Origin of the sequence: Citrobacter sp. Ce129 (genome assembly GCF_030334545.1) — a bacterium.
In the GTDB taxonomy this organism is placed as follows: Bacteria; Pseudomonadota; Gammaproteobacteria; order Enterobacterales; family Enterobacteriaceae; genus Citrobacter; species Citrobacter europaeus.
The window spans coordinates 351966-364565 of record NZ_JAOWDS010000073.1 but is presented as its reverse complement, the minus strand read 5'-3'; the positions used below and the strand labels follow the sequence as shown (position 1 = coordinate 364565).

The following is a 12600-nucleotide window of genomic DNA, read 5'->3' as shown; positions in this document are numbered from 1 at the left end:
GGACATTTTATGATCTATCCTGATGAAACAATGCTTTACGCACCGGTAGAATGGCACGATTGCTCTGAAGGCTACACCGATATTCTTTATGAGAAATCCACCGACGGTATCGCAAAAATCACCATTAATCGTCCGCAGGTACGCAATGCCTTCCGTCCGGTTACCGTGAAAGAGATGATCCAGGCGCTGGCGGACGCCCGCTATGATGACAACATCGGCGTGATTATTCTGACTGGTGCGGGCGACAAAGCGTTTTGCGCAGGTGGTGATCAGAAAGTGCGTGGCGACTACGGCGGATACCAGGATGATTCCGGTGTGCATCACCTGAACGTACTGGACTTCCAGCGTCAGATTCGTACCTGTCCGAAACCGGTAGTGGCGATGGTTGCCGGTTTTTCCATCGGCGGCGGGCATGTGCTGCATATGATGTGCGACCTGACCATTGCGGCTGAAAACGCCATCTTTGGTCAGACCGGTCCGAAAGTCGGTTCTTTCGACGGCGGTTGGGGCGCTTCCTACATGGCGCGCATCGTCGGTCAGAAAAAAGCGCGTGAAATCTGGTTCCTGTGCCGTCAGTACGATGCAAAACAAGCGCTGGATATGGGCCTGGTAAACACCGTGGTTCCGCTGGCCGATCTGGAAAAAGAGACCGTACGCTGGTGTCGCGAAATGCTGCAAAACAGCCCAATGGCGCTGCGCTGCCTGAAAGCCGCGCTGAACGCTGACTGCGATGGTCAGGCTGGTCTGCAGGAGCTGGCGGGTAACGCCACTATGCTGTTCTACATGACGGAAGAAGGTCAGGAAGGTCGTAACGCCTTTAACCAGAAACGTCAGCCTGATTTCAGCAAATTCAAACGGAATCCGTAATGCGTAGCGCGCAGGTATACCGCTGGCAGATCCCCATGGACGCGGGGGTGATTCTGCGCGACAGGCGGTTAAAAACGCGTGACGGGCTGTACGTTTGTCTTCGTGACGGCGAGCGCGAAGGGTGGGGAGAGATCTCCCCACTGCCGGGCTTTAGTCAGGAAAGCTGGGAAGAGGCGCAAACCGAACTGCTGGTCTGGGTCAAAGGCTGGCTGCAAGGCGATGCCTCTTTACCGCAACTGCCTTCGGTCGCCTTTGGCGCAAGCTGTGCGTTGGCCGAACTGGCCGGCGCATTGCCACAGGACGCAGATTACCGTGCTGCACCGCTGTGTACGGGCGATCCTGACGATCTGGTACTGCAACTGGCGGATATGCCAGGTGAAAAAGTGGCGAAGATCAAGGTCGGACTGTATGAAGCGGTTCGCGACGGTATGGTAGCCAACCTGCTGCTTGAGGCTATCCCAGAGCTGCATTTGCGTCTTGACGCCAACCGAGCCTGGACGCCGTTGAAAGCCCAGCAGTTTGCAAAATACGTTAATCCGGAGTATCGCGGCCGCATCGCTTTCCTCGAAGAACCGTGCAAAACCCGCGATGACTCCCGTGCGTTTGCGCGTGAAACTGGTATTGCCATCGCCTGGGATGAAAGTCTGCGTGAAGCGGATTTCACCTTCGAAGCCGAAGAGGGCGTCAAGGCTGTGGTTATCAAACCTACGCTGACGGGCAGTCTCGATAAAGTACGCGAACAGGTGGCAGCGGCGCATGCGCTTGGTCTCACCGCTGTTATTAGCTCGTCGATCGAGTCGAGCCTGGGCTTAACTCAGCTGGCGCGAATTGCCGCCTGGCTGACGCCGCAGACCATTCCAGGTCTGGATACCCTGAGTCTGATGCAGTGCCAGCAGGTACGCACCTGGCCGGGTAGCGCGTTGCCGTGTATTGACGTTGAAGCGCTGGAACGTCTGCTATGACCCAGCAGGACATGCCCGATAGCGTGAGCTTATCGGGCCTGATACAACCGGGTGACTGGCCGTGGCGCCACTGGCGACAAGTGCGTGCGAAGGCGCCAGCCCTGCGCCTCAACGATGAGGTATTAAACTGGAGCGAGCTCTGCACGCGCGTTGACCATCTGGCCTGCGGTTTTGCCGCTCAGGGCGTGGAAGAAGGCGATGGTGTCCTGCTTCGTGCCTGGAACCATCCGCGGGCTTTGCTGGCCTGGCTGGCATTGCTGCAATGTGGGGCGCGGGTTTTACCTGTGAATCCACAGTTGCCCCAGCCGCTGCTAGATGCGCTGGTCCCGGACTTAACGCTGCGTTTTGCGCTCGATCTGGAAGCCGCTAACGCACTTTCAGGGCTCAGTCCGTTGCAGATGCAGGTAGTGCCAGGCACGCATGCCGCCGCGTGGTTACCCGAACGTTTGAGCACGATGACGTTAACCTCTGGTTCTACCGGATTGCCGAAGGCGGCGGTGCATACCTGTCAGGCGCATCTGGCGAGCGCGCAGGGCGTGCTGTCGTTAATGCCGTTTGGCGCTGAAGATGACTGGCTACTCTCACTGCCGCTGTTTCATGTTTCCGGTCAGGGCATATTGTGGCGCTGGTTGTTTGCCGGGGCGCGAATGACCGTGCGCGACAAGCAGCCGCTTGAGCACATGTTGGCTGGGTGCACCCACGCTTCGCTGGTGCCTACGCAGTTGTGGCGCTTGCTGGTCAACAACAGGCCGGTCACGCTCAAAGCGGTACTGCTGGGCGGTGCGGCAATTCCTGTTGAATTAACGGAACAGGCGCGCGAGCAGGGGATTCGCTGCTGGTGCGGTTACGGTTTGACGGAGTTTGCTTCTACGGTCTGCGCGAAAGAGGCGGATGGTCAGGCGGATGTGGGTTCCCCGCTGGTAGGCAGAGAAGTCAGAATCGTTAATGATGAAGTCTGGCTGCGTGCCGCCAGCATGGCGCAAGGTTACTGGCGTAACGGTAAGCTTATTCCTTTAGTGAACGCGGAAGGCTGGTTTGCGACCCGCGATCGCGGCGTGTTGAAGGACGGCAAGTTGACCATTGTCGGTCGTATGGACAATCTGTTCTTTAGCGGCGGGGAAGGCATTCAGCCGGAAGAGGTGGAACGCGTAATTGCAGCGCATCCGCATGTTCTGCAAGCCTTTATTGTGCCGATAGAAGACAAAGAGTTTGGGCATCGCCCGGTGGCGGTCATTGAGTATGACGCCAACGCTGGAGAAACCAATCTGGCAGAGTGGGTTAAAGATAAGCTGGCTCGCTTTCAACAACCGGTGTGTTGGTTGACGTTGCCTCCCGAACTCAAAGCTGGAGGGATTAAAATCTCTCGCCGCGCGCTGTCGGATTGGGTAACTGCTTCATTGTTAACATTAAGAAAACAGTAATTACATTTCTCACTTTCGCCGTTGCGTAGCCATTGTCCTTTTGTTTATCTGCTAATGTGTAACCTTGTGTGAAATTCATTAGCAAAAGGTGCGCTATGGAATGGCATGTGAAGAAGACTTGCTGTCACAAAAAAGCAAGGAGGCTCTATGTTGTGCTTTGTGATAGCGGCGGTTCGTTAAAGATGCTTGCCGAGGCGCAATCTTCTGAGCGGGTTAAGCCCGGAGATCTCCTTTCTCCCTTAAAAGACGCGCAGTATTGTATTAATCGCGATTTATCCCGGATGATTAAGATAATTGATGCCAGACAGTATATTTGCGACGAATGGGAACGCGTGTTACGACTGTCCGAAGATAAATAGTCTCAGGGCTGCTGGCGCTGATGTGAAGGCAGAAAAATCGTCATTAGCCCCGCCATGATGCACAGCACTCCGGCAAGTGCCTTCAATGAAAATGTTCCCTGCCAGCCGGGCAGAATCATGGATGCAACCCACACCAGCACATAGCTCAGGCTGAGCAGAGCATAAGCTTTGCTCAGTGCGAGCTGGTGCAGGGCTTTATGCCAACAAATAACCGACAGTAAATAGCCGGCCAGCCCGGCATACAGAGCAAACGCCCCGATGCTAAGAGAAAATACGGCTGTGATGAATTCCTGCGGCCGCAGCATTGGCGGCAGATTATCCATCGCGAAGCCGAGACTCAACTGGGCGGCGGAGGTGATAATAACGCTACATAATCCCCAAAATATGCCCATTACACCGCACTCCCAAGAATAAAGATGCCGGTGATGATGAGCCCAACCCCCAGCCAGTGGCGCGTGGTGACGGGTTCACGCCAGATTTTCCATGCGGCCAGCGTCACCCAGACAAAGTTAAGACTCAGCATGGGGTAGGCGATGCCGACAGGAATGTTCTGCAGTACCGCGAGCCAGAGCAGCATGGCCAAACCGAGACTTGCCAGAGCAAGCCCAATCCATTGCGAAATATGACGTTTTCGCGCTCGTGCGGACACCGGTCGGGTCGCCTGCTTCTGGCATAACTGGCCGCAGACGCTGAGCATGCTGGCGAGAACTAAGGCTATCCAGATCATTTGGGTCGATACTGAATCAGGACCAGACGCCCCTGATTATCAATGTAATCAGCGGGAGGGATGGCAAGTTGATTAATATCTTCATCCTTATCAATCGAGAGCACGAGCGTAATGTTTCCTTGCTGACGATGTTGCGCTAACCAGTCGGCAAAGTCTTCCCGACTGACAAAACGCCCCTGGGCATCCGGGTAGTTAAGGCCATATTTTAACTCGCCCGTTTGTCCGTACATCATGATGTCGTCACGCTTCAGGCTCCAGGCCAGCCCCGCGGCGACGCCAACGCTATCGGTGAGAATATAACGGCTCGAGTCCAGCGACTCTTTGGTCATCTCGACAAAAAACTGTGGCTGTTTAGATTCCATCACCCGGTCAGGAATGGAAAAGCCAAACAGCAGTGCCAGTCCCAATGGGCACAGCGCTGCGAATGGCCAGTTCTTCTCGCGGTTATTTAGCGTATACCAGCCGAACAGCGTCCAGACGATAAAAATACCCCACGCACAAAACACCTTATACGTTTCGATATGCGACCAGACCGGCGTCTTTAACGGGCCCAGCGTGGAAACAATAAACGTGGCGACAATCCCGGTCACACCGAACAGAACGTTGATCCAGCCATTGACGCGCAGCGCGGCTGAGCCTTTTTCCGCGGCCTGTAGGCCGAAACGCGCCACCAATATCGCCAGCGGCGCGAAGCAGGAAAGAATATAGGTTGGCAATTTTCCTTTCGCGATGCTGAAAAAAAGGATTGGCATGATAATCCAGCTTAGCAGGTACAGTGTGCTGCGCGGAACATCTCGCTCACACCAGCCCGTACGCAGTGCGCCGGGAAGCAGCCCGAGCCACGGTAATGCGCCCGCTACAAATATCGGGATGTAGTACCAGACTGGAGCCTTGTGTTGAGCATCATCCTGCGCGAAGCGTTGAATGTGTTCGACCCAGAAGAAATAATGCCAGAAATCCGGCTCACGCCGGGCAATCGCTATTCCCCACGGCAGCACAATCACGACGCAGCCGACGACCGCCAGCAGACCGTAGAGTATGAGATCTTTCCAGCGCTTTTGTGCGAAAACCCACGGCAGTACGCTGAGCACCGGAACGGCAAGCGCCAGGAAACCCTTGGTCATTACGCCCATGCCGCAGGTTAACCCTAACAGCAAAAAGGCAGTCATTTTGCGCGTTCTGGTGGTGGCCTGCATCCCCTGCCAAAAACAACACATGCCCGCCATCAGCCAGAGCGCGATGATAGGATCAAGTACCGCGTAGGTGCCGATGCTGTATACCAAAAAAAACGTTAAAAAGATAACTGATGAGAGTACGGCGGTACGCTTATCCTGCCATAACCGCATGGCAAGCCAGGCTACCAGTAGCGCCGTCAGCAAGGTGGCAAAAATGGCCCCCGCTCTGACGCCAAAATTATTGGCGCCAAACAACCATTGCCCGATGCTGTTTAACCAGTATCCGGCAATCGGTTTTTCAAAATAACGCAGCCCTAAAAAGTGAGGAACGATCCAGTCGCCAGAGGTCAGCATCTCCCGGCTGATTTCGGCATAGCGCGTCTCATCTGGCTGCCAGAGCAGGCGACTGTTGATGGGAAGAATAAAATACAGCGCAATAAAAGCGATGAACGCCAGAGTGTAGCGGGCAGCAGATTTCATTGTGTCACACTCACCGGTTGTTGGCAGCCGAGCCACCCCTCTCTGCCGGGAATTTTGCCGCGCACGATCTGTCCTGTTGGCAGCGTATTAATATCGTCTGGTAACAGGTCACCGAGCGGGCAAAATGTGATCCCCATGTCTGCGGCACGAGTAAGCAACTCGTCAAAATCCTGATGAAAGGCGATGCCTTCAACTTCCGCATGAATGGTGTACACCGGTGTTCCTCTGCTCATCTGGATGTGGGAGAGAATATAAGAGTTGAAGTCCACCGCCTGGACCTCCTGACCAACCACTTCATCCCATGTTGGTAACGTGACGGGAATTTGCGGTGTACCTGTTTTCCCGGACGCCAGCACAGGACGGAATAACGATGTTCCCCGACAGTCGCTGTTATAGCGCAGATGGAACGTTTCTTTGGCATGGATGACGCGGTTGTCGGCACGCCATCCGGCAACCGCAGAACAGGTGACAGGCTGTCCGATGATGGCTTCAAGGGCGGATATGCCTCGTGAAATATCATCAATTAACTGTTTATCATTCCAGTTTCCGCTTCGCGCCTGCCAGGCATGGTGATCCCAGGCATGCAAACCGGTTTCATGAAGCAGGGCGGTTTGTGCAATGATCGCCGCATTAGCCTGGCCGATTTCTTTACCCGGCCATGCGGTTCCCGCCAGCAAAATATCCCATCCGTAGAGTGATGCCGCGTTTGAGCGCAGCATCTTCCACAGAAATTGTGGTTTCACAAGACGCCAGAGATGGCGCCCCATGTTGTCAGGTCCAACGCTAAAGAAAAAACTTGCCCGGACGCGATGTCGGTTCAATGTCTCCAGCAGGCGGGGCACGCCTTCGCGCGTCCCCCTGAACGTATCGACATCAATGCGCAAGCCGACTTTGGTCATGATGTGTGTTCCGTGATATCCACGCTGCGTAAGAAGAAGTCCAGCGTCTCTTCTACCGTTTCCTGCATCTCAATGCCAGGTTCCCAGTTCAGGCAGCGTTTTGCGTTGCGAATATTGGGCTTACGATGCTCAACGTCCTGATAACCTTTACCATAGTAGGTACTGCTTTCGACGTCGCGGAAACCGGCAAACGGCGGGAAGTGGTTACGCAATGGATGTTTTTCAAAGCAGGAAAGCAGCATTTCTGCCAGTTCCTGAATACTCGCTTCGTTCTCCGGGTTACCGATGTTGATAATCTCGCCGTCGCAGCGTCCGCCTTCGTTTTCAATGATGCGGTATAGGGCTTCGATACCATCGCGAATGTCGGTAAAGCAGCGTTTCTGCTTGCCGCCTTCAATCAGCTTGATCGGTGACCCTTCCACCAGATTGAGGATCAACTGGGTGATGGCGCGTGAGCTGCCGATACGCGCGGCGTTAAGGCTGTCCAGACGCGGCCCCATCCAGTTAAACGGGCGGAACAGGGTGAAGCGCAATCCCTCTTTTTCGCCGTACGCCCAGATAACGCGATCCAGCAACTGCTTGGAAACAGAGTAGATCCAGCGCGGTTTATTCACCGGACCGACGATCAGATTCGAGCTGTCCTCATCGAAGACGTTATCGGTACACATGCCGTAGACTTCGGAGGTTGACGGGAAAATAATGCGCTTATGGTATTTCACGCAGTAGCGAATGATTTTCAGGTTCTCTTCGAAATCGAGCTCAAACACGCGCAGCGGGTTGCGGGTATATTCGATTGGCGTTGCGATCGCCACCAGCGGCAGCACGACGTCGCATTTTTTCACATGATACTCAATCCATTCGGAGTGAATGCTGATGTCACCTTCGACGAAATGGAATCGCGGATGTTGCAGAAAACGCCCAATGGCGTCGCTACCAATATCGAGTCCATATACTTCATAATTATCTTCTTGCAGCAGGCGCTCGGTCAGATGGTTACCAATGAAGCCGTTAACGCCGAGGATTAGCACACGAGTACGACGTTTGCTGGCGGTAACTGACTGGCTGTTCAGACGAGAACCTGGTACCAGGCCCAGAACCTGCGCCAGTTGTGACCCCTGCATTGCAATACCATCGCCAGCTTGTCCGGTAATAATCTCCAGTGCGCCATCGGCACAGGCGATCAGCAAAGGGGATACGGAGACGACGGTGCCCGGTTGGGCCGCAAAATCGTTTGTGCAAACCCGAGATGTCCAGACGGTGAACTTTTGCGTGCCGACGTAGCTAAATGCGCCCGGCCACGGATCGCTGACGGCGCGAACCTGGTTATGCAGCTCTGCGGCAGGCTTGTTCCAGTCGAGGAGGCTATCTTCCGGCGTACGGCGACCAAAGCAGGTGGCTTCTGCTTCCTGTTGGGGGCGTTCTGCATAATCTCCCGTTTTAATCGCAGGCAGCGTTTGTTCCAGCAACTGACGCGCAGCCTGGCATAATTTATGGTGCAGCGTTAACGCCACGTCTTCCGGCGAAATAGCAACGCGCTGCTGGGCAACTATGGCACCCGCATCCGCGCGTTTGACCATGCGGTGAAGCGTGACGCCGGTTTCGGTTTCGCCATTAACCAATACCCAGTTCAGAGGCGCGCGACCACGGTATTTCGGCAGCAGCGAACCGTGCAGATTAAATGCCCCCTTAGGCGCAAGACTGAGGATCTCATCACTCAGTAAATGACGATAGTAGAATGAGAAGATGACATCTGGCGCCAGTTGGCTAATGCGCTCAATCCACAGGGGATGATTGACCTCGTCCGGGGCGTAAACCGGAATACCAGCGCTGGCCGCCAGGCGGGAAACAGATCCAAAAAACGCTTTTTCACCCGGGTTGTCGGTGTGTGTAAAAATTGCAGCGATTTCATAACCTGCATCTAACAAAGCCTGAACACCCTGACATCCCATATCGTGATAGGCAAATACGACGGTTTTCATGCGCGGTTTTCCTCGTTTGACTGTGTGGTTTGTGGGCGAATAACGTGTTGAACAAAATAGCGGGGGCGGGCGCGGACATCGTTATAGATGCGACCGATATATTCGCCGAGTAAACCCATGCCAATAAACTGTGCGCCGATAAAGGTAAACAGGACGGCAAACAGCATGAATACCCCTTCCGCGGCCCACTGTGGGCCGAGCGTCAGGCGCAGAACAACAAGCACAACGGATAAGGTAAAGCCGGTGGCGGCAATCACGCTGCCCAACAGGCTCAACATACGAAGCGGCGTGGTGGTCAGACAGGTCACCAGGTCATACATCAGGTTGATCAGACGCATGAAGCTGTATTTAGAATCACCAAATTCACGCTCTGCATGATGTACCGGGATTTCGGTGGCGCGACGGGCAAAAATATTGGCCAGAATCGGGATAAAGGTGCTGCGCTCCTGGCAATGCAGCATGGCATCGACGATGTGACGGCGATAGGCGCGTAGCATGCAACCATAGTCGCCCATCGCTTTACCGGTGGTGCGCTGAATCAGATGGTTGATCATGCGCGAGGCGGTCTTACGAAATACACTGTCCTGGCGGTTCTGACGTACCGTACCCACCACATCGAAGCCTTCATCGGCGGTGGCAACCAGCCGCGGGATCTCCTCCGGCGGGTTTTGCAAATCGGCATCCAGCGTGATGATCAAGTCGCCGGTGACATGGCTGAAACCGGCCATAATTGCCGAGTGTTGCCCGTAATTTCGATTCAGTAAAATAGAGACAATATGGCTGTTCGGTGCCTGAGACGCGTCCATCATCAACTGCGCGGAGTTGTCGCTGCTGCCGTCATCAATTAGCAGAATCTCATAGTCTTTGCCCAATTTTTCGCAGGCGGCACTGGTACGTCTGATTAGCTCTGGCAGGCTTTCCTGTTCATTAAAAACGGGAATGACCACTGAGACTTTTTTGATCGGTGCTGCTTCAAACATGGTTATTGTCCTGCAATCTCGCGAAGTGCCGTAATCACCCGCTGGGTGTCCGCTTCGGTCATGTCGGGGAATAGCGGCAGCGAGCAGATGCGCGCGCTGTTCCATTCAGTATTTGGGAGCGAAAGGGTAGTGAAGCGTTCGCGGTAATATTTTTGCGTATGGGCCGCACGAAAATGCAGACCAGTGCCGATATTTTTGGCCTTTAGCGCCTCCATCAGGGCATCTCTGCTCAGGCCACAGCGCGCTTCGTCAACGCGAATGATGTACAGATGCCAGGCGTGAACGTGCGACCACTGGGGCAGGCCCAGCGGTTGAAACGGGGTATCGGCCAGCGCCTGTTGATATTTCTGGGCAATTTGCGCCCGGCGTGAATTCAGTTGTCCCAGCTTATTCAGCTGTACCAGCGCGATGGCGGCATTGATATCTGTGAGGTTGTATTTGTATCCTGGCGCAAGTACTTCGGCCTGCGGCGCCCGGCCATAGGTTTGTCGATCAAATGCATCGACGCCCAGACCGTGAAACTTCAGGCTGCGAAGACGCTGGGCAAGCTGACTGTCGTCGGTGACGATTAGCCCACCTTCTGCACAGGTGATATTTTTGATGGCGTGAAACGAGAAGATTGCCGTGCCGCGCGCGCCGACATGGCGACCCTTATACAACGTCCCTACGGCGTGAGCCGCATCTTCTATAACCGGAATGCCGTAGCGCTCGCCAATGGCATAAATTGCGTCAAGGTCGGCGGGGGCGCCTGCGTAATGTACCGGAATAATGGCTTTGGTACGCGGGGTGATAGCGGCTTCAATTTGCTCCGGCGTGATCATCAGCGTATCGCGGTCGACGTCGATCATGACTGGCGCCGCACCCAGCAAAACAATCATGTTGAGGGTCGAAACCCATGTCATTGACGGCGTAATGACCTCATCGCCTGCGCCTATGCCCAGCGCCATCAACGTGATGTGCATCCCTGCCGTAGCGGAGCAGACGGCGACGGCGTGCTGATTTCCGGTGAGCTGACAGAATGCTTCTTCCAGTTGTTGGTTTTTCGGGCCGGTGGTTATCCATCCAGAGTCCAGAACCGTCTTCACAGCGGCAAGTTCTTCAGCGCCCATGGTCGGGCGAGAGAAAGGCAAAAAGTCAGACATCATTATTCCTTCAAGCCATTTAACGCCACCGAAGTTTTATTTTTCGTGATAAACAGGGGGCGTTAATTATTTAATCAGGCTTCAAAGGTTAATGACTGAAGGTTAATTTATCCTTAAGAGTTTAAGGTTTGAAATTCAAAGATAAAAAGAGGGATCGGTGATTTATTTGTTTGAATATAAAGTATTTTTAGTCTTCATGGCGGTAATGACCTCTGTTGCTGAATGCTGAGAACAATACCGCTATTGTGCACATTGTTTATATTACGTTTAAACTTGTGGGATTTACAGTAACCCTTTCAAAGTTAACGTTTTACGCGTGGCGATATTTAAGTCGTAGGTGCGGAGATCTTCCGCTTTAACCCAGGCGAATGCCTGGAACTCTTCGTTAATGTTCACTTCGCGATTCGCCGCCACACAATCGAAGATGAGATAAATCATATAAATCTCTTCCTGGCTGCCATCGGCATAAGTTTTGGTACGAATATCGTCACTGAAGGTCCATGGCGTAATTTCTGATAACACCAACTGTTCACCCAGTTCTTCTCTCACTTCCCGGCGCAAAGCTTCTTCGATGCGTTCGCCTGGTTCAACACCGCCGCCAGACAGCGCCCACTGACCGGGAAACACACCGCGGTCGTCAGCCATTTTGCACAGCAAATAACAGCCATCGTTTTCAATTAATGGGCAAACAATCGTTCTTTGGCGCATAAGTTCAGTCCTTTAGGGGAGGTAGAAAAAAATTCCATCATGCACGCATCTTACCTTTTGCTGACGCTAGAAAAAATGCTTCATCAATGAATAACGCCACTTTGGCTGGGAAAACAGGATGTTTGTTGAAAACGGCCATTTGCTACGTTCACATGTATAAATGACACAAGAATTTAACCTTATCCACATCTTCTGAGTAGTATTTAGTTACAATATGTCGTTGCATCGCTTTTTTAGCTCATTGATTCCTCGTCATCTGACAGTACAATTCACCGGTTTTGGGGCTATGTTTTGATTCTTGCTGGAAAGGATAGAAAATGAAAAAAAGTTTAATGTTGGGTTTTGCCGGAATGCTGTTTTTTTCCGCGTCGGCGAGCGCGATTAGCATCAGCGGCCAGGCGGGCGAAGACTACACCAACCTGGGTTTCGGTATGGGTACTGAGACCACCGGTCTGGCTGTCAGCGGTAACTGGATGCATAACGATGACGACGGTGATGTTGCCGGACTGGGCCTGGGTCTGAATATCCCACTGGGTCCACTGTTAGCGACCGTTGGCGGTAAAGGCGTTTATACCAATCCAAACGATGGTGATGAAGGTTATGCGGCGGCGGTAGGTGGCGGTCTGCAGTGGCCGATCGGCGACAGCATTCGTCTGTTTGGTGAGTACTATTACTCGCCGGATTCGCTTTCCAGCGGTATCGACAGCTATGAAGAAGCGAATGCCGGTGCGCGTCTGACTATCCTGCGCCCGCTGAGCATTGAAGCCGGCTATCGCTATCTGAACCTGGCGGGTAAAGACGGCAACCGTGATAATGCGATTGCTGACGGCCCGTACGTTGGGGTTAATGCCAGCTTCTGATATTTCTGGCGCGGCGTTCAGTCGCGCCTTCCCCCCTCCAT

General features: G+C 53.7%; 13 protein-coding genes. 5 read left to right on the top strand and 8 right to left on the bottom strand.

Features of this window, described 5'->3' with window-relative positions; all coding sequences use genetic code 11:
- The first annotated feature begins 9 nt into the window (after nt 1-9).
- The 4 genes from menB to pmrD all read left to right on the top strand — a co-directional run bounded on the left by menB (nt 10) and on the right by pmrD (nt 3609).
- The gene (menB, locus tag OGV77_RS21335) at nt 10-867 is read left to right on the top strand and encodes a 1,4-dihydroxy-2-naphthoyl-CoA synthase (RefSeq protein WP_003027671.1); all 858 of its coding nucleotides are present in this window, start codon (nt 10-12) and stop codon (nt 865-867) included.
- The gene (menC, locus tag OGV77_RS21330; RefSeq protein ID WP_087051299.1) at nt 867-1829 is read left to right on the top strand and encodes an o-succinylbenzoate synthase; all 963 of its coding nucleotides are present in this window, start codon (nt 867-869) and stop codon (nt 1827-1829) included. Before menB ends, menC begins: the two co-directional genes overlap by 1 nt.
- On the top strand, nt 1826-3250 hold the full coding sequence (menE, locus tag OGV77_RS21325) for an o-succinylbenzoate--CoA ligase (protein WP_087051300.1): 1425 nt from the start codon (nt 1826-1828) through the stop codon (nt 3248-3250). Before menC ends, menE begins: the two co-directional genes overlap by 4 nt.
- A 95-nt stretch (nt 3251-3345) precedes the next feature.
- A complete protein-coding gene (gene pmrD, locus OGV77_RS21320; RefSeq protein WP_043017037.1) occupies nt 3346-3609 on the top strand; it encodes a signal transduction protein PmrD in 264 nt (87 codons plus the stop codon).
- A 2-nt stretch (nt 3610-3611) separates the two neighbouring features.
- Here pmrD and arnF read toward each other — a convergent pair whose 3' ends face one another.
- From arnF to nudI, 8 genes are all read right to left on the bottom strand, one after another.
- Nucleotides 3612-4001, bottom strand: a complete 390-nt coding sequence (gene arnF / locus OGV77_RS21315) for a 4-amino-4-deoxy-L-arabinose-phosphoundecaprenol flippase subunit ArnF (protein WP_043017036.1) — start codon at nt 3999-4001, stop codon at nt 3612-3614.
- Nucleotides 4001-4336, bottom strand: coding sequence for a 4-amino-4-deoxy-L-arabinose-phosphoundecaprenol flippase subunit ArnE (arnE, locus tag OGV77_RS21310; protein ID WP_043017035.1), 336 nt, complete (start codon nt 4334-4336; stop codon nt 4001-4003). The genes arnF and arnE overlap by 1 nt, the downstream gene beginning before the upstream one ends.
- Nucleotides 4333-5991, bottom strand: a complete 1659-nt coding sequence (gene arnT / locus OGV77_RS21305; protein WP_075145884.1) for a lipid IV(A) 4-amino-4-deoxy-L-arabinosyltransferase — start codon at nt 5989-5991, stop codon at nt 4333-4335. Before arnT ends, arnE begins: the two co-directional genes overlap by 4 nt.
- The gene (arnD, locus tag OGV77_RS21300) at nt 5988-6890 is read right to left on the bottom strand and encodes a 4-deoxy-4-formamido-L-arabinose-phosphoundecaprenol deformylase (protein WP_087051301.1); all 903 of its coding nucleotides are present in this window, start codon (nt 6888-6890) and stop codon (nt 5988-5990) included. Before arnD ends, arnT begins: the two co-directional genes overlap by 4 nt.
- Nucleotides 6887-8869, bottom strand: a complete 1983-nt coding sequence (gene arnA / locus OGV77_RS21295) for a bifunctional UDP-4-amino-4-deoxy-L-arabinose formyltransferase/UDP-glucuronic acid oxidase ArnA (protein ID WP_075145886.1) — start codon at nt 8867-8869, stop codon at nt 6887-6889. The genes arnD and arnA overlap by 4 nt, the downstream gene beginning before the upstream one ends.
- Entirely contained in the window at nt 8866-9849 is a 984-nt protein-coding gene (gene arnC / locus OGV77_RS21290) for an undecaprenyl-phosphate 4-deoxy-4-formamido-L-arabinose transferase (protein ID WP_043017031.1), read from the bottom strand. The genes arnA and arnC overlap by 4 nt, the downstream gene beginning before the upstream one ends.
- A 2-nt stretch (nt 9850-9851) precedes the next feature.
- The gene (gene arnB / locus OGV77_RS21285) at nt 9852-10991 is read right to left on the bottom strand and encodes a UDP-4-amino-4-deoxy-L-arabinose aminotransferase (protein ID WP_087051302.1); all 1140 of its coding nucleotides are present in this window, start codon (nt 10989-10991) and stop codon (nt 9852-9854) included.
- Between the two features lie 282 nt (nt 10992-11273).
- Nucleotides 11274-11699 carry a nucleoside triphosphatase NudI gene (gene nudI / locus OGV77_RS21280; protein WP_043017029.1) on the bottom strand — a complete coding sequence of 142 codons (426 nt, stop codon included), beginning with the start codon at nt 11697-11699 and terminating at the stop codon, nt 11274-11276.
- 317 nt (nt 11700-12016) lie between these two features.
- Here nudI and OGV77_RS21275 point away from each other — a divergent pair, with 317 nt between their 5' ends.
- Complete coding sequence (locus OGV77_RS21275) at nt 12017-12559, top strand: YfaZ family outer membrane protein (RefSeq protein ID WP_043017028.1); 543 nt, start codon at nt 12017-12019, stop codon at nt 12557-12559.
- The last annotated feature ends 41 nt before the right edge of the window (nt 12560-12600 follow it).

What these genes read in the sequence shown, in the direction of transcription:
- arnA (WP_075145886.1), bottom strand. Translation starts at nt 8,869, where the DNA reads ATGAAAACCGTCGTATTTGCCTATCACGATATGGGATGTCAGGGTGTT.
- menB (WP_003027671.1), top strand. Translation starts at nt 10, where the DNA reads ATGATCTATCCTGATGAAACAATGCTTTACGCACCGGTAGAATGGCAC.
- pmrD (WP_043017037.1), top strand. Translation starts at nt 3,346, where the DNA reads ATGGAATGGCATGTGAAGAAGACTTGCTGTCACAAAAAAGCAAGGAGG.
- arnD (WP_087051301.1), bottom strand. Translation starts at nt 6,890, where the DNA reads ATGACCAAAGTCGGCTTGCGCATTGATGTCGATACGTTCAGGGGGACG.
- menE (WP_087051300.1), top strand. Translation starts at nt 1,826, where the DNA reads ATGACCCAGCAGGACATGCCCGATAGCGTGAGCTTATCGGGCCTGATA.
- arnT (WP_075145884.1), bottom strand. Translation starts at nt 5,991, where the DNA reads ATGAAATCTGCTGCCCGCTACACTCTGGCGTTCATCGCTTTTATTGCG.
- arnB (WP_087051302.1), bottom strand. Translation starts at nt 10,991, where the DNA reads ATGTCTGACTTTTTGCCTTTCTCTCGCCCGACCATGGGCGCTGAAGAA.
- arnE (WP_043017035.1), bottom strand. Translation starts at nt 4,336, where the DNA reads ATGATCTGGATAGCCTTAGTTCTCGCCAGCATGCTCAGCGTCTGCGGC.
- arnC (WP_043017031.1), bottom strand. Translation starts at nt 9,849, where the DNA reads ATGTTTGAAGCAGCACCGATCAAAAAAGTCTCAGTGGTCATTCCCGTT.
- arnF (WP_043017036.1), bottom strand. Translation starts at nt 4,001, where the DNA reads ATGGGCATATTTTGGGGATTATGTAGCGTTATTATCACCTCCGCCGCC.
- menC (WP_087051299.1), top strand. Translation starts at nt 867, where the DNA reads ATGCGTAGCGCGCAGGTATACCGCTGGCAGATCCCCATGGACGCGGGG.
- nudI (WP_043017029.1), bottom strand. Translation starts at nt 11,699, where the DNA reads ATGCGCCAAAGAACGATTGTTTGCCCATTAATTGAAAACGATGGCTGT.
- OGV77_RS21275 (WP_043017028.1), top strand. Translation starts at nt 12,017, where the DNA reads ATGAAAAAAAGTTTAATGTTGGGTTTTGCCGGAATGCTGTTTTTTTCC.